Here is a 16,730-nt window from a genome sequence, read left to right as displayed (position 1 = left end):
TCCCTTTGCTGTCGGAAATATCGACCGTGTGGTTCGCATCATTCCATGTAATGGTCGCTCCAACTAAAGCTGCTAAGCCGCGGGAAGTCGCAAACAATTTGCCATTTTCGTGGAAATTCCCAAAACCACTGCTTATTTCAACCCCATTGAACGTTACCAAATGATTGGAAATATCAACTTGAACATCAGGAATGCCCGCCGTGTGCAAAGCCGTAATGAACTGCGCGGCGGGTCCATCCACCTTCATGTCAGGTGTAATGCCGACTTTATTGACTTTACGTTTGTTCGGTGTTAGATACTCTTCAATCGTCACTTTCAGCGCGCTATTGTTATCTAGCTGGTACAACTGTTGTACGCTGCCTTTGCCATAAGTCTGCATACCGATTACTTTCGCAACGTTATAATCCTGCAAAGCACCGGAAAGCACTTCAGATGCACTGGCGCTGTTCTCATTGGCTAAAATATACACAGGAATCGATAGCTCGCTCCCGCCTTCGATTAATACAGGATCATCCACGCCATCGCGGTCTCTCGTATGAATGAGCACGCCGTTCTTCACAAAATGTTTGGCAATGTTCTGCGCCGTGTCTACAAGGCCCCCAGGATTATTACGTACATCCAGAATCAACGTCTTCAAACCTTTTGCTTGAAGTGCAGCAAGCTGCTTATCAAAATCCTCATCTGCATCGCTGGAGAAATCCGTAATTTGGATATAACCTACCCCATTTGTAAAGCTTTTGCTATACACTTCAGGCACGTTAACCCCTTTGCGCGTAAGCTCAACGGTCAATTCCTTATCTCCGCGCGCAACGGTTACTTTTACTTTGGAGTTTTCCACACCAATGATTTTGTTACGGACTTCATCAATGGACGTTGTCGAAGCAGGAACGCCATCCACCGCTCGGACATAGTCATCCCGCTGTAAACCGGCGATTTCGGCAGGTGAGCCTGCAAAAATTTCCGATAAATATACACCCTTTTCATCAATTCCGATCCGAGCGCCCATACCAACATAATTATTTTCCAAAGAGCTGGAGAACTGACCATACTCTTCTTGGCTAAAGAAAACCGTATAAGGATCTTTCAATCCCTCGATCATTTGTTTGATACTTTGTCCAGCTAAAGCTTCTTCCGTCACGCCGCTCACATGCAGTTTCCCGATGATTTCTCTGACTTGCATGGTTTGCAAATCTTCTTGCGCCAATGCGGCGCTTGCAGGCAATACGGCCATTAGAGCAGAGACGAGGGCTAAAGTTACCTTCATTTTTTTCAATCTAGGCTGATTCTTCATATGCGTCTCTCCTTGGGTTATATAAAATAAATAGATGATGACATCCGCTTTATTGCAGCTTTTGTTTCCATTCGTAGACCAAATTCAGCGCCTGCAGAGGCGTCATATTGATTAAATCAATCCCTTTCAGCTGGTCAAGCACCAGCTGAGACTTGGCGTCCGGCTTCTTCTTGCCGGACACAGCCGCCGTGCTGTCCTCCTCGAAGAGGGACAACTGCTGGATCGGGGCGGCCGCAGGAACAGCGACCGCTACCGCTACTGCGGCGACCTGGGCAGAACCCGCCGCCCGCTCTTCAAACCCGTTCAGCAGCTCATAGGAGCGCTGAATGATCGTATCTGGCAGCCCGGCGATTTCGGCACAATAGATGCCGTAACTCGTACTCGCTGCCCCAGGAATGAGCTTGCGCAGGAAGGTTACCTGCCTGCCGCTTTCCTTGACCGCCATGCAATGATTGCCCAGATGGCGGAGACTTTCTTCCAGATGCGCAAGCTCATGGAAGTGGGTCGATACAAGCGTCTTGCAGCCGATACGATCGTGCAAGAACTCAATAACGGCTTGCGCAATCGCCATGCCTTCGCCAGTTGAAGTGCCGCGTCCAAGTTCATCAATGATGACGAGACTTTTGTTTGTCGCTTTCTCCGTCATCACTTGGATGTCCATCATCTCGACCATGAACGTGCTCTGCCCGCCGATCAAGTCATCCGCTGCGCCGATCCTCGTGAAGATCCGGTCCGTGACCGGAATGCGCGCGGATCTGGCAGGAACGAAACAGCCAATCTGCGCCATCAGGCAGATCACGGCGACTTGCCGCATATATGTACTCTTACCGGCCATGTTCGGACCGGTAATGAGCAGAATGCGGCCCTGCTCTCCTTCAAGGCGCGTATCGTTCGCGATGAACGAGCCGTCTTGGATAACCGCCTCCACTACCGGGTGGCGGCCTTCTTCAATCTGGAGATCGAAGCCTTCGCCGATCTCTGGCTTGCGGAAATGCTGCGCCGCGCTGACTGCGGCCAGCGATTGGTACACGTCGGCGGTCGCGATGACTTCCGCCAGCTTCTGCAATCTGGAGATATGCTGGGAAATCCGGTCGCGAAGCTCCGTGAACAGCTCATGCTCCAGATCAATCATTTTATCCTGCGCTTCCAGAATGAGCGCTTCCTTCTCTTTCAACTCTGGCGTGACATAACGTTCCGCATTCGCCAGCGTTTGTTTGCGTTCATAGCGGCCTTCTTGAAGCGCCGACATGTTCGCTTTGGTCACTTCGATAAAGTATCCGAACACTTTGTTGTAACCGATCTTGAGCGACTTAATGCCCGTCGCCTCGCGCTCCTGGCGCTCCAGTTCCGCAATCCACTGCTTCCCATTGGTACTCGCCTCCCGCAGTTGATCCAGATAAGGCTGATAGCCTTCACGAATCATTCCGCCATCCCGAATGGATACCGGAGGCTCGTCTACAATCGCGTTAGCAATCCACGACCTAACGTCGTCACAAGCATCCATATTCTCAACAAGCTTACGCAGTGTTGCAGAACCGGATTGTGCGCAAACCTCCTGCAGCAAGGGCACCTGCTGAAGGGAATGCTTCAAAGCGATCATGTCTCGGGCATTCGCATTGCCATACGAGATGCGCGCTACGAGACGCTCTAGATCGTAGACTTCCTTCAATGCTTGCTTCACGTCATCACGTACGATGAGCTGATTGTAAAGCAAATTAACAGCTTCCAGACGTTCTTCAATGCGTGAGACGCTCATTAAGGGCTTCTCGATCCAGCGGCGCAGCATCCGTGCACCCATTGCTGTTACCGTTTTGTCTAGCAGCCAAAGCAAAGAGCCTTTTTTCGCGCGTTCACGGACCGTTTCTACGAGTTCAAGGTTTCTTCTTGTAAAAGGATCCATCGTCATGAATTGATCAGGTTCATAGACCCTTATGTGTTTCACGTGAGTAAGTGCGCGTTTCTGCGTTTCTTTCAAATAAGCCAGCAGTAAGGACACGCCAATACGATTAAGTACCGATAAACCTGAAAGCGCGGTATCTTCAGCAAAATGCTCATCGAGCAGCTTCTCATCCGACTGCGTCCATTCGGTTAATACGGTGCTCCGTCCCCATGTGATACCAGACTCGCGAATTGTTGTTAACAAGGCCGCATCCGTAACAATCTCGGAAGGATTGTACACATTAAGTTCATCTACAACGAGCTCCCAGGAAGGAGCCAGCTTCGTCGTATACAACTCGCCTGTAGAAATATCGCATGCCGTAAAGGCATAGCCTTCATCACGGTTCACTAATGAAACAATGTAGTTATTGCTGGATTCACCTAATAACTTGCTGTCCATGACTGTGCCCGGCGTCACAATTCTCACAATCTCGCGACGGACAACGCCTTTGGCCTCGGCAGGATCTTCGACCTGCTCGCAGATGGCAACTTTGTAGCCTTTCTCGATTAAACGAGACATATAATTCTCAGCCGCGTGATGGGGCACGCCGCACATCGGAATTTTCTCCTCTGCGCCGCCCTCTCTTCCGGTTAAAGTTATTTCCAGCTCACGGGAAGCATTGATAGCATCTTCAAAAAACATCTCATAAAAATCCCCCAGACGAAAAAACAAAAATGCGTCCGGGACTTGCGCCTTCACGGCCAAGTATTGCTGAATCATCGGCGTATATTGAGCCACCTGCGTTCCTCCAACCAATCTCTTTATTCATTAACAATCACTATGAAACTACCTTTTTCCCTTTTCATAGACACACAAAATATTAAAAAGCAGCAACCGCTAAAGGCCCCACACGCCCGGTACAGCCTGCCAGTTGGACAGACCGCATACGGATCTACGAGCCTCTAGCGTTAGCCAAACTTCCATCTTCGTATAGATAATCTATTATAACATGATTCCTTCTTCAATTGCTTCTTTACGGTTGTACGGAGCAATTTTCCAAGCTTTGCGAATGTCTTCTTTCTCATCCCAAGGTTTCATGGAAAGAATTCGCGTGCGGAAGCGGTCAAGAACGGCAGCATGCACCTCATAGCCCTTCAACAGCTCAAGATCCTGCCACAGCCTGGCAACCACACCATAAAGTCGCTGTTTATCGCCGCTATAATAGGCGGCTTGAACATCTAGTTCCTGCAGCGGCTGCCTCGTAAGCAGCCAGTAGTTATCCGCTATGAGCGCGGCAAGCGCGAACACGCCGCGCGTGATCAAGGGCGAAAGCATCCAGCTCGGCAGCGTGCGATACTCGAAGCCTCCGTGCGACTTTTTGCGGAAGTCGCCGAGAAAGCCGTATCTGGGGCGACGCTGCCCCGTCGTGTCGCCCTCGATCAAGATCAAAGGCAGCGCGAGGTAGTTATCGAGCGCGCGCAGAAGATGGCCATTCAGCCAGCAGCGGCTGAAGTGGATATGTCCGCCGAGGGGGAACCCCCCCACCGGCATGCCGCCCGAGAGCCACGCCAGGCTCTCGTCAGGAATGACCCGCGCGGCGAGCTGCATCGCAGATAGCAGGTTCCTCGCCAGTTCGCGCGGGTCGGCGCTGGGCTGCGGGCGCAGCTCCGCCAGCGGCAGGATCAGGCGATGCCCGCTGAGCACGATGGCATCACAGCCGACTTCGCCCTTCCGCGTCAGGAAGCGGTCGGCGAAGACGACTTGGCCTTGCGGGTTCAGGAGCAGGAACTCGGGATCGGTCCCGAGCATGACCCGCTCCTTGCGCTGCACTTCCTTCGAGAGTGCAGCCTCATACCGATCAATGGCCTGAGCGAATAACATCGTCAGCTTGCCATTTAGCTTCGGTACAGGATCTACATCCAAAACGACGGTATGACCAGACGTCAGAACACCGATGGTAACCAAGCCATAATCTAATCCTAGCGCATATATGGCTTTTACGGCCTCACGGCTTGCCCGGCGCACATGAAAGCTGGCTCGATCCGGTATGACCTCTATGTAAGCGGAACTTGCATTTGCTTGCCTTTGGTTAAACAACGTTTTCTCAGACAACAGCAGCGTTTCTTTTTTCTCATAGACGATAAGCGTTTGCAAATGAAAGACGGCCACCTTGTATTTGTGGGTGAAAGTCAGCGGGGCATCCTTCATCAAACCACGTTTCTTCAGAGAGGCTATCGTCTTCAACCCATGCATAGCCAGCTGCTCGTCGCGCTTTATGCTGGCCTTGGCTCTCAGAATCGCTTTAATTGGCTGCAGCGCCTGTTTCTGTGGCCATTCATCATGAGCGGCTCCCCAGTGAATGATAATCCGTCCCCGCCAATCATTCGGAAGTTTCGTCCCGCTCGGAATTTGAATAAGATCAGCCAATTCAAGCGCTTCTTTCTCCTGTGCGTGCAGTAAAAATGATTCCATCCGAATTGCCCCTTCTCGTTATGCCCAAATATGGCTATAAAACAAAAAAGAGGGCAAATGCCCTCTGCCGAACCTGCAACGCCAGCATACACTGGCGTATAGGGTTCATTAATCTAATTCATCCTCAAGAAGTTCGGCATCGAGATCCTCGAAATCTCCATCGCCACTATCATCGAAGTCCACATGTTTGTCGTCGAAATCTCCCGGACCATACGGGCTCACAATGACAAACACTTTCGTTTCGGCAATGAGCTCGACTTGGAACTCGCGCTCAACCCGAATCACTACGCTGTCGCCGCTTGTTGCGATACTGGCTTCCACACAGTTTGGCTCTTGCGTTGCGACAGCGGATACTTCAGCTGTCGTTGGCTTATGTTTTTTGTCCAGAAAGCTTAGTCCAACGACTTCTACATACGAAACGGTTTCTTTTGCTACGTCTGTTTTCGTGTTGCGATCGTAAGAATACCAGATGTTGATATCATAAGTACCAACTACCTCTACGCCCTCTCCAGATTGGATCGCCTCGAATTGGTTATTAATAATCCAAGCGCCCAATATACTGGTCGGAGAAAAGGGCGGAGTCACGGTATGACTTACATGTGAAAATTTGCGACCTTTACCGCAGACAGCTTTTGTAATGATCTCTCTGCTTTGCAAATCTTTATCTAATGACATCCTTTCAACCTCCTCCATACAATCATTCATTACAAGTGTATGCAGGACAGTAGTCTAGAGTGACAACTATTTTATAATATTTTTACTGTATAAATTACTGATATCTGTTAGAGTCAACCCGCCACCGCGCGGTTTTTTTTTTGCTTTTTGGCAATCGATAAATACATCTTCAGCTCTCTGTTTAGCAGTAAAATCGCGGATCGGACCTCGAATTCTTCGCGGCTTTCCGGCAGACCCATCAATTTATATCGGGCATCCAGCTCTTGCAATTCTTTCTCCGCTTCGCCTGTATAATAGTCTTCCTTCACAGATTGGCTAATATCTTCAAGGATCTTTGCGAGTAGTTCTCCCTGGGGTAAAGCTTGATACACCTGGGCGACCAGAACGAGCATCCGATTAACCGACTCCAGCTGTTCGCCCCTCATATAGAAATAAACCCGCCAATAGGGTTCACCTCCGAAAATAAGCGTATTATCTAACGAGCGTTTGGCCAGCGCAGCACCTAAATCAATTTGTTCACTGACCTCCAAAAGCTCCTTCCCATCCCAAACGATGGAATTATCCCGCAGATGCTTGGCCATATTGAGAAAAATAATCGAAAATAAGTCCTCTACTCTTCTTTTCTGCGCTGCCATCGCTTTATCCGTCTTCGGCATATAAGCAATATTGATGAGTGTCGCAACTCCTAAACCGACAAGGAGTAAAAGCATTTCATTCCCTACGGCCGCCCAGCCATCATCCTCATACGCATAAAGATGAAGCAAAACAACAGCTCCGGTTACAGCTCCTTCCGAAATCCTCATGCGATGCAGCACAGGGAACACCAACAGAATGAACAGAACGACGACCCAAACATGAAAGCCGAGGAACCTGAATAACAAAGTCCCCATCAGAAGTGCGAGCATAGATGAAGCTATGCGGTGAAAAGCACTTTGTATGCCTTTTTTCTTGGTTACTTCTATTCCGAGAATAGCTAGTAGCCCTGCGGCAGCAGGCGTTTTGATCCCAAATAAATGAGCAAGATACATCGCTATACCGACCGCAATGGCTGTTTTGAATACACGAAAGCCCATAGCGTTTCACCTCTTAGTTGGTTGTACTATGGGCTATTATTTCACTTTGATTACAAAGTGGCAAGTATTACCGATGTTTTGTCAATCTTTTTTCTAATTTGGATACGATCTGGTACATGAACGTCGCAACAATCGCTATCACGAACAACGTCGAGATAACCAACGTAAAATTAAACACTTGAAAACCGTATATGATTAAATACCCGAGACCCATTTGGGAGACTAGAAACTCCCCCACAATAACACCGATCCATGCTAAACCTACATTCACTTTCAGTGTCGAGACTATAGCTGGAAACGATGCCGGTAGAATCACTTTTTGGAATACTTTTCTCTTCGTCCCCCCGAATAAGGACACGACTTTCACGTAATTCTGATCAACTTCTTTGAAGCTCCCATAAACGACAAGTGTAGTAATAATGACCGTAATCGAAAGGGTCGTGGCAATAATTGAAAGCAGTCCTGGGCCCAATCCTACAATAAATAGCGGCCCAAGCGCGACCTTAGGCATACTGTTTAGAACGACGATATAAGGGTCAAGCACCCTGGAAAGAAACGGAGACCACCAGATGATGACAGCGAGTAGAGTACCGAATAATGTTCCGAGTACAAATCCTATGATTGTCTCGACAACCGTAACGCCTACATGAGGAAGCAGGCTCCCGTCCAGCAGTTTATCCCAGAGCAGCTTAAATACTTTCGTTGGGTAGCTGAAAAGGAGCACATCAATCCATTTTAACCGGGCCGCCACTTCCCACAGTGCAAAAAACACAAGTAGAATGACGAGTTGAACAAGCCTTACTTGCTTCGTTTCCTTCTTCTTTGCTTGAGCAAACTGCTCATGAACCTGTTTGGTAAGTGAATCTTCTCTTGCTATATGTTTAGCCGATTGGCGTTGATTCTCTCTCATGCGTCATGCCCTCCAAACTCCTGCCAAATCAAACGAAAGAGTGCATGGAATCCAGGCAATTCCCTTGCTTCGAAAGGTACTGATGTGCGAATTTCTTCCGGAATATGGAATTCTTGCCGTATGCGCCCCGGGTTGGGATCCAGGACAATAATACGGTCGCTCATCGCAATAGCCTCTGAGATGTCATGCGTTACGAGGAGCGCTGTTTTCTTCTTTGCCTGCAGCGTTTCCACCACCAAATCTTCCAGTTGAAGCTTAGTTTGGTAATCCAGTGCAGAAAATGGTTCATCAAGCAGCAGCAGCTCAGGCTCAGTAGCTAGTGTGCGAACCAAAGCGACACGCTGGCGCATCCCTCCGGAAAGCTGTGAAGGATAATAATCCTTGAAGCTGTGCAGCCCCATCTCCTCCAGCAAGTGAAGCACGCCTTGCTTCTTCTCCTTGGTCAATATCCCTGCAATCTCTAATCCCATGCAGGCATTGTCCTCAATCGTCCGCCATGGGAACAGGTAATCCTGCTGCAGCATATAACCGACTCTTGTCGATGGACCGTTAACAGGGTTCCCAGCGACAGTCACGGTGCCTACCGTTGGCCGAATAAGGCCGGCAATGATCTCTACATCGATATCTTTAAAATAAGGCAGAACCGCATTCGTGATTTCATCTACACTTTTCGCTGCAACCCATAGCTGTGCGTGTTGAATCGCATTCGTAAACTTTTGAACGGTTTCCGGGTTTTGCTTCATGAAGCTTTGTTTGGTCATAAATACGGTGTATGGCAGGTGACCGCTCTCGACGCCAAAGGAAGCAAGCACATACCCTTTTCCTTCTTTTTCGACGATCGATGCTTGCGGTTCAAACAATTGTACGTATTCCCCTGTTCCCGATGAGTAGGCCGATGCGATGTTGGCAAAATCGATGTTTTGAATCAGCTGAAGATCCTTCTGCGGGTCAATATTGTGCTTCTTGAGCGTGAACTCCCCTGCCATTTGCGGCATTCCGCCTTTTCTTTGGCCGAGAAAAACGGACCCTTTGAGTGAATTCCAGTCAAATTGATCCACTTTCTTGCGAGCCACCAGGAAAGTCCCGTCCGTTTGCGTTAATTGTGCAAAATTAATAACGGGATCATCTGAACCTTGCTGCGACACATAAATGGACGTTTCCGAGCCAACCAGCGCCACATCGATGGCATTAGAGAGCAAAGCCGTCATGGTTTTGTCACCGCCAGGTGTTGTTGTAAGTTCGACATCAAGGCCTTCATCCTTGAAAAAGCCCTGTGACAGCGCCACATACTGTGGTGCATAAAATAATGATCTCGTAACCTCACCAATGCGAACCTTGGTTGTTTCCGTGCCTTTGATTCCGCAGGCCGAAACGATGCTGCTGAGCAGCAAGACCACGGATAAAGCAACTCCCCATTTTTTCCGAATCTTCATAAGACGTCCCTCCGATAAAGTAGTAATCTATCCTATGCAGGTGCCCAGAAGAGGGTTAACGGCAACTTTGCACTAAACCGTTTGCAGCGCAAAAAAAACAGCACCCTTAGACAGTTGCTACTGCCGAAGGATGCTGCTCTCATGCTATTATATGCCGTATACGGACTTATACTTTTCTTCCAAATACTGAACTAGGTACTCTGGATTCAACTCTTCTCCCGTTACTTCGCGAATAATTTCATTCGGTGTCAGCAGTTTTCCATGCTTATACACTTTCTCTGTCAGCCATTCCTTAATTGGCGCCAGATTGCCTTCCGCTATCAAACTATCGAAAGCAGGCAGCTCCTGACGTAACGTTTGTGTAAATTGCGCAGCGTACATGTTGCCAAGCGCGTAGGATGGGAAGTAACCGAACGCCCCGCCTGACCAATGCACGTCTTGCAGGACACCCTCGCCATCATTCGCTGGCGTTACACCCAAATATTCTTCATATTTGGCATTCCAGGCCGCAGGCAGATCCGCCACAGCGATCGTTCCGTTAAACAGCCCTTTTTCCAGCTCATAACGAATCATAATATGTAAGTTGTACGTCAGTTCATCAGCTTCGATGCGGATAAGCGACGGTTCAATGTGATTAATCGCCTTATAGAACGTATCCACATCAACTTGGTCAATCTGCGGAGAGAACGTCGTTTGCAGTTCACCATAGTATCTGTCCCAGAAAGCTTTGCTGCGGCCGATCACATTTTCCCAGAAACGGGACTGTGACTCGTGAATGCCCATGGACGTTCCCGTGCACAGGTTAGTGCCCACCAACTCGTCGGAGATGTTTTGCTCATACAGCGCATGTCCGCCTTCATGAATCGTTCCGAATAACGCGGATGTAATATCATTAATCAGATAACGTGTCGTAATCCGCACATCCCCTGGATTCAGCGCCGTCGCGAATGGGTGCACCGTCTCGTCCAACCGACCCGCTTCGAAGTCGTACTGCATTTGCTTCAAAATCGATAGTGAAAATTGTTTCTGCTTGCTAATCTCAAATTGTTGATCCAGGAAAGAGCGATCCGGCTGATTCGGCGACGCTTGGATACGTTGCAGCAGTGGAACTGCTTTCGCGCGCAAAGCCCCGAATACCTCATCTAACTTCTCGACCGTCATGCCAGGTTCGTACATATCCAGGAGCGTATTATATTTGTGGCCTTCATACCCCCATAATTCAATGAATTCCTGGGTTGTCGCAACAATTTTCTCCAAGTACGGCTGGAACGAAGGCCAATCGGAATTATGCTTGGCATCTTCCCATGCGGATTCGGCTTGAGAGGTCAGCACGACATAGGCTTGATACTTCTCGGCAGGTATCTTTTTGGAGCGATCATATTCTTTTTTACACTCTTCGACCATCTTTCTGGAAATGGCATCCAGCTGTTCAAGCTCAGCAGGCTGCGTGAAAAACGCCAGATATTCGCCCATTTCATCGGATGTGGACATGCGGAAGACTTCGGTGGAGAGCTCCCCGACAACTTCAGAGCGAGTTCCAATCCCTTTTTTCGGGGCGCCAGTTCGCATATCCCAATATATTAAGGCGATGGCCTCCTCGTACTGCTTCATTTTACGAACATAGGCTTTGAATGATTCCAGCTTAGCTGTGGCTATTTGCACACTCATGCTTCAAATCTCCTCCCATAAGTTTCTATTTTCATCATACTTCGTCCTTTCCACAGAATCAAATTTATTAAACTTGTGGTAAAATAATGACAAGCCTTATTCTTATTTGCTAGGTAGATTCATTGTCAAACAACATTGTGAGGAGATGACATCCATGAAAATTATGTTTACCGATTCAGCGATCGAACGATTAACCCCATATATGGACCAAGGTGAGGCCCTGTTGAAGCTCGTTTTTGATACAGAAGGATGTGGCTGTTCCGTTAACGGCGTGCCTACGCTCTGGCTAGTTTCTGAAGAAAGCCAAAATGATTTAACGGCTGAAACGAATGCCCTCAAGCTGATCTATAACAGCAAGGATGAAATATTTTATGAAAATAATATGAAAATCGACTTTTCCGAAGGAAGTAAATCCTATATACTGAAGAGTAATAATCAGATTTACAATGCGAGTATGAGCTTAGTCGACAAAAGATAAAGCTGCGTGAACCATAGATAAGCAGCTCATTAACTTACCTGGAGGAGAAACCATGTCTTTGATTAGCGAAATTTTGAATTACAATGAAGAATTTGTCGCAAAAGAGGAGTACAAAGAATTTTTGACAACGAAGTTTCCGGACAAAAAAATGGTTGTTCTAACATGTATGGATACTCGTTTAGTCGAACTATTGCCTAAGGCGATGAATTTGCACAACGGTGATGCCAAAATCATCAAAAATGCCGGAGCCATTGTTTCCCACCCATTCGGCAGTATTATGCGCAGTATCATTGTAGCTGTCTATGAGCTCGATGCAGATGAAGTATTCGTTATTGGCCATTATGACTGCGGGATGACGGGGCTGAATTCAGACAGTGTCATCGCAAATGCCAAAAAACGCGGTATTTCCGACGATGTCATCGCAACACTCGGCCATTCCGGCATCGATTTGTCAGGCTGGTTAACAGGCTTTGACCATGCCCGAGAAGGGATCGAGAAAAGCGTAAATATGATTCGCAATCATCCCCTGCTTCCCAAAAACTTGCCTGTACACGGTCTGATTATTGACCCACAAACAGGAAGACTAGATTTAATCAAAGACGGTTATCAAACAGTTGAATAGCACATAAAAGCGGCTCTCCCAAAAAGTCATCAAATGACTGAGGGAGAGCCTTTTTTTGAGCTTATGGGACCACAGCTTCAGATAAAGGGAAATACCACCACAATTTGCGGAGAAATGCTGCTATAGCATCAATAAATGGAGTTTCTCCTGACATCTTATTCGTCTATATCGATTCTTTAATAATCAGTTTCTCTCTAGCATCTGTCCGCGGCCGCACAGCTGGTACTTGCTCCGGGTAACCGATGTGCAGCAAACCTACAATTTTCTCCCCTGGCTTAACGCCTACCGCCTCACGGAAATTCGGACTATGAATAAATGGATTCGTTTTCCAAACAACACCAACCCCCGCTTCCCAAGCAGCTAACTGGAAGTTCTGAATCAAGCAGCACACACATGCGAAATCTTCTTCCCACTGCTTCTGCCTCGGATCTTCGTTCATGACGACAACGAGATGGGCCGGAATTTGCATGAAGTAGTCCAGCTTCTGCGCAGCAAGCCTTTCTTTCTCCTCCGCGGTGTAGGTACGAATCATGGCTTCTGCAAGTGGTTTACGCGCCTCACCTTTGTAAAGAATGAACCGCCAAGGCTCTCTTAGACCATGTGTTGGCGCCCATACGGCCACATTAAGTAGTTCGGTTATGAGATCAGTGTCGATCGGATCGTTTTTAAATGCGCGGACGGAACGTCTGTCTTTAATTAGTTCGCTGATTGTGCTTAATTTTTCATTCTGCATCGTATTCATCGTGCTTGTGCCTCCATTTTTGGTAGACTATTACTTCAAACATGCAAATAATAAGTTCTATGCGACTGCTTAATCCGAGTGAGCGATCATGATAATCATTCTCATTGTCGCAAATGGATATATAACTGTCAATCTTTTTCATGCCATTCTCTTCCATTTGATTGCTATTCAAGCTAACGATTCAACGAAGGGCATTCCTGTTACGAAGCTCCTATTGGATGAAATCCAACGAGAGTACCCTTTTTTTAACCAAACTTTGCTCTACATTGGACGAAATCCAATGAACTCTAATAAAACCTTTCAAAATGGACTAAATTCGTTCCTCCCATTGGATTTTGTCCAATGAGATGAGCTAAACAGCTGCCAAATTCATCTCTTTATTGGATTTCATCCAATGAGGTTGATGGTTTACCCCAGCAAATAAAAAATGCCCACCCCCATGGGATGAGCATTTTCTTGAACCTTACATAATCAACGTTTTTATCAAACGTTTGGCGTCACCATTCGGTGTAGTAACAACCTCGTAAAGGTTAATTTTAACATTCGTGTTGAGTTGTTCGGATTTAATTGAACCGAAATCAATAAACTGTATGCCGGACATAATTTTGTCCTGACCGATGAAGCTCATGGTCTTCGTGCTAAGCAGACGGTCTTCGGAATCGACAACCTCGAAGACAAGGGATGAGAAGTTAGCGTCCGTAATGACCTGCTCTTGACGTTTCACGTTCAAATCCAAGCGTAGACGGTATGCGTAAGACTGATCTTTGCTATACGTAGCGCTTACTGTGTAGTCGTTGATAGCAATACTAAACGGATACAAAGATACATCACCCGTTGTTGGAACTGGTTGAACAGCTGTTTTGTACGAGCCAATGGCTAAGCGATTTGCATCGTATAAGTTAAGCGCCAGCTTATCTGCTGTTTCAGTACCAGGCACCATGTAGGAGTAGTTCAACACATAACTGGTATTAGGCGCAATGGACTTCGCAACGGTCGACTGACGAGCACCCGAATACGTGTAATCTTCATCGTTGGTCAGATCGGTTTGGAAATCCGGTAGATTGAGCGATGTCGTCCCTTTATTCGTCAGTTTATATTTGGCGACGACGGTTTTGAAGCCGAAGTCCGAATTCTCACTCATGCCAAGTTCAACAAGCGATACATCAATATTCGAGTCAATGAGATTATTTGAAGTAAGCTTAAACGGCGTGCCGATCGTGTAATCTTCCGCTGCGGTATAAGAAGATACCTCTCCGCCTTGTCCAGCTCCAGCCAGTGTCGTGATTGAAACAGGCAGCGATGCCGTTTTGCTATTGCCAGTATTTCCTGCATTACCAGTATTGCCTGTGTTCGTGTTCCCTGTATTTCCTGTATCAGTAGAACCTGAACCAGTACCTGTATCTGTACCCGTTCCAGTGTTGGATTGCGTGTTACTATTCACGGTACCAGGTTTCTCCGAAACAACCAGCTGCAAGGCATCGGTATTCAGACCAGCAGGCAAAATACCGGAGAATCGGAAGGTAGTTGATTCATTTGGTGATAAGTAGGACGTGCGAACAGCATTATCTGTAGATGTAACTGCTACACTGCTGTGTAGCGCTTGAAACGCAGCAGACAAGTTTGGAATGGTTACGATGCCATCACTTTTGTTCGTCAGCGTCACATTCGCTTGCAGATGCAGCCCATCTGATTGTTTGCTAGCCGCGGCCCACGATGTAGTAATATGAAGACCGTCTAAATCTGCGTCCGGGTATTGGGTGTCGTCGCCGATTTTACCCACCACGAATGATTTCGCTACATTTAAAGATCCGAGCACAGTCGTTTTCACTTTGCCTTTTGGYGAGAAAAGCAGTGATAACCCGTTTGCCTCCAGGGATGCCGGAACCGCCGTTTGGATCGTTGTTTTAACAGGCTGCTGCGGCAGCAAAGTCTGACCTGATCCCGAGATAAACTGAGCGACATAAGTCAATCCTTTGGCATCTTGCAAATTAAGCTCAAGCGCATCCGGCAGCTTAATCGTTGTGTTGCTTAAATTTTCCAACGTTAAATCTGTATAAACCAACCATGCTCCGTCTTTGTACACTTTGTAGCTGTTGCCAAGCTGGGCTGTCACTAGCGCATCATCCGCGAAGGTCGTGTCAACCTCCTGAAGGTTGACGACAGCTTGCTGCAGMACGGATTGCMCCGCTTCATCCATAGCGGATTCTACGGATAAGGCCCCAACATCATGCATCGTATTGTAGTTCCATTCGAAAATATCCACTTTGAGCTGACCTGGTGTCAGATTCGCTGGTATTTGGGAACTAAATTTGAAAGTACCGATTTCCCCTGCCTGCACGCGAGCGTTTACTTTCTCACTCAGTTTGGCGGTATAGGATACCCCATTCGTATCCATGACTTTGACTCCATAATTGTTAAAATCCACAGGCGTGGTGCTGTTGTTATTCAGCCCAAGGGAGAAACGAAGTGACCCGTCGTCCGCTCCTGACGACAAGGAAACCTTGTCTAATGTAAAGTAAACGGAATCGCTTAGGAACACGCCTTCCTTCCCAGCGAAAGCCGATGTGGCCAGAGGTAGTGTCAGGAAGCTTGCGGCAGTTAGCATAAGTGCTGAACGGCTGAGCAAGCGTTTCATTTTCAGATGTTGCTTCACAGGTAGTCCTCCTCTAAGTTCATCAATCTGATCGTAAGGCGTCAATCGGACGCAGTTTGGAAGCTTTATTAGCCGGATATAAACCGAAGATAACTCCAACCAATACGGAAAATAAAAAGGCATACAAGCTAATATCGAAAGAAAGGCTAGTCGTTTGTTTTGGGCTGAAATACGGCAGTGCGTAGGATAAGCCTACTCCTAGCCCAAGCCCAATTAAGCCGCCAAGTCCGCTGATAACGACGGCTTCGACAAGAAATTGGAGCAAAATATTGCGCCTTTTGGCACCAATGGATTTACGAATCCCGATTTCTCGTGTCCGCTCGCTTACGGTTACCAACATAATGTTCATAATTCCGATACCGCCAACGAGCAAGGAAATAAGGGCAACAGCTACTAATTGATTCGTAAGTGTGTTCGTTGCTTCAGTCCGTGCCTTGAGCAGTTCATCCTGATTCGTTAGCACGAAGCCACTATCGCTTTTGAATTTATAAGTCAAATATTGCTTCATCGTTTCTTGAGCTGTGTAGATATCTTCTTTGGTTGGTGCTTCAACGTAGGTCGTACGAATTTGCCCCAGCTTAAATACGCGTCTCGCCGATTCCAGAGGCACAATGATAGAACTGTCTACCGAGGCGCCTCCAATGTTAGAGCCTTTCGCCTGGAGAGTCCCGATGACACTAAACACAGCGCCGTCAATGTTGATTTCCTCTCCCACGGGGTCCAAAGTGCCAAAAAATGTCTTCGCCACTTCGCTACCCAGAATCGCTACATTAGAACGAAACTCTAGATCCGTCGGCGATAGATTACGCCCCTTGTCGACTTTCGCTTTAATAA

At 47.5% G+C, this 16,730-nt stretch carries 13 protein-coding genes; 2 read left to right on the top strand and 11 right to left on the bottom strand.

The genetic code is table 11. The annotated features are described in order from the left end of the window. The 8 genes from AC1DUA_RS11200 to AC1DUA_RS11165 all read right to left on the bottom strand — a co-directional run. On the bottom strand, positions 1 to 1,291 hold a 1,291-nt coding region (locus AC1DUA_RS11200; protein ID WP_477499818.1), incomplete at its 3' end, for a S41 family peptidase. Positions 1,292 to 1,340: 49 nt separating this feature from the next. Then, on the bottom strand, positions 1,341 to 3,968 hold the full coding sequence (gene mutS / locus AC1DUA_RS11195) for a DNA mismatch repair protein MutS (protein WP_477499817.1): 2,628 nt from the start codon (positions 3,966 to 3,968) through the stop codon (positions 1,341 to 1,343). Between the two features lie 204 nt (positions 3,969 to 4,172). Beyond that, entirely contained in the window at positions 4,173 to 5,642 is a 1,470-nt protein-coding gene (locus AC1DUA_RS11190; protein ID WP_477499816.1) for a putative amidoligase domain-containing protein, read from the bottom strand. Between the two features lie 108 nt (positions 5,643 to 5,750). Further along, entirely contained in the window at positions 5,751 to 6,317 is a 567-nt protein-coding gene (cotE, locus tag AC1DUA_RS11185; protein ID WP_477499815.1) for an outer spore coat protein CotE, read from the bottom strand. 113 nt (positions 6,318 to 6,430) lie between these two features. Next, entirely contained in the window at positions 6,431 to 7,390 is a 960-nt protein-coding gene (locus tag AC1DUA_RS11180; protein WP_477499814.1) for an aromatic acid exporter family protein, read from the bottom strand. 67 nt (positions 7,391 to 7,457) lie between these two features. Further along, on the bottom strand, positions 7,458 to 8,300 hold the full coding sequence (locus AC1DUA_RS11175; protein ID WP_477499813.1) for an ABC transporter permease: 843 nt from the start codon (positions 8,298 to 8,300) through the stop codon (positions 7,458 to 7,460). Next, positions 8,297 to 9,733, bottom strand: coding sequence for an ABC transporter substrate-binding protein (locus AC1DUA_RS11170; RefSeq protein ID WP_477499812.1), 1,437 nt, complete (start codon positions 9,731 to 9,733; stop codon positions 8,297 to 8,299). The genes AC1DUA_RS11175 and AC1DUA_RS11170 overlap by 4 nt, the downstream gene beginning before the upstream one ends. Positions 9,734 to 9,880: 147 nt before the next feature. Beyond that, positions 9,881 to 11,401 (bottom strand): carboxypeptidase M32, encoded by a 1,521-nt coding sequence (locus AC1DUA_RS11165; RefSeq protein ID WP_477499811.1) that lies wholly within the window; start codon positions 11,399 to 11,401, stop codon positions 9,881 to 9,883. A 154-nt stretch (positions 11,402 to 11,555) separates the two neighbouring features. Between AC1DUA_RS11165 and AC1DUA_RS11160 the strand changes: the two genes are divergently transcribed. Together AC1DUA_RS11160 and AC1DUA_RS11155 are read left to right on the top strand one after the other, a co-directional pair. Next, entirely contained in the window at positions 11,556 to 11,879 is a 324-nt protein-coding gene (locus tag AC1DUA_RS11160) for an iron-sulfur cluster biosynthesis family protein (protein ID WP_477499810.1), read from the top strand. Positions 11,880 to 11,931: 52 nt separating this feature from the next. After that, positions 11,932 to 12,501: a beta-class carbonic anhydrase gene (locus tag AC1DUA_RS11155; RefSeq protein ID WP_477499809.1), complete on the top strand. Its 570-nt coding sequence runs from the start codon at positions 11,932 to 11,934 to the stop codon at positions 12,499 to 12,501. A gap of 163 nt (positions 12,502 to 12,664) precedes the next feature. Here AC1DUA_RS11155 and AC1DUA_RS11150 read toward each other — a convergent pair whose 3' ends face one another. From AC1DUA_RS11150 to AC1DUA_RS11140, 3 genes are all read right to left on the bottom strand, one after another. Next, positions 12,665 to 13,243: a nitroreductase family protein gene (locus tag AC1DUA_RS11150; protein ID WP_477499808.1), complete on the bottom strand. Its 579-nt coding sequence runs from the start codon at positions 13,241 to 13,243 to the stop codon at positions 12,665 to 12,667. Positions 13,244 to 13,706: 463 nt separating this feature from the next. Beyond that, entirely contained in the window at positions 13,707 to 15,896 is a 2,190-nt protein-coding gene (locus AC1DUA_RS11145) for a hypothetical protein (RefSeq protein WP_477499807.1), read from the bottom strand. Positions 15,897 to 15,918: 22 nt separating this feature from the next. Continuing rightward, on the bottom strand, positions 15,919 to 16,730 hold an 812-nt coding region (locus AC1DUA_RS11140; protein WP_477499806.1), incomplete at its 5' end, for an ABC transporter permease.

The sequence above is a fragment of the Paenibacillus sp. 01T422 genome (assembly GCF_056398785.1).
Note: the sequence above shows the minus strand (reverse complement) of the source record. Positions and strands in the feature narration are given on the sequence as shown.

What these genes read in the sequence shown, in the direction of transcription:
- AC1DUA_RS11190 (WP_477499816.1), bottom strand. Translation starts at nt 5,642, where the DNA reads ATGGAATCATTTTTACTGCACGCACAGGAGAAAGAAGCGCTTGAATTG.
- cotE (WP_477499815.1), bottom strand. Translation starts at nt 6,317, where the DNA reads ATGTCATTAGATAAAGATTTGCAAAGCAGAGAGATCATTACAAAAGCT.
- AC1DUA_RS11180 (WP_477499814.1), bottom strand. Translation starts at nt 7,390, where the DNA reads ATGGGCTTTCGTGTATTCAAAACAGCCATTGCGGTCGGTATAGCGATG.
- AC1DUA_RS11175 (WP_477499813.1), bottom strand. Translation starts at nt 8,300, where the DNA reads ATGAGAGAGAATCAACGCCAATCGGCTAAACATATAGCAAGAGAAGAT.
- AC1DUA_RS11170 (WP_477499812.1), bottom strand. Translation starts at nt 9,733, where the DNA reads ATGAAGATTCGGAAAAAATGGGGAGTTGCTTTATCCGTGGTCTTGCTG.
- AC1DUA_RS11165 (WP_477499811.1), bottom strand. Translation starts at nt 11,401, where the DNA reads ATGAGTGTGCAAATAGCCACAGCTAAGCTGGAATCATTCAAAGCCTAT.
- AC1DUA_RS11160 (WP_477499810.1), top strand. Translation starts at nt 11,556, where the DNA reads ATGAAAATTATGTTTACCGATTCAGCGATCGAACGATTAACCCCATAT.
- AC1DUA_RS11155 (WP_477499809.1), top strand. Translation starts at nt 11,932, where the DNA reads ATGTCTTTGATTAGCGAAATTTTGAATTACAATGAAGAATTTGTCGCA.
- AC1DUA_RS11150 (WP_477499808.1), bottom strand. Translation starts at nt 13,243, where the DNA reads ATGAATACGATGCAGAATGAAAAATTAAGCACAATCAGCGAACTAATT.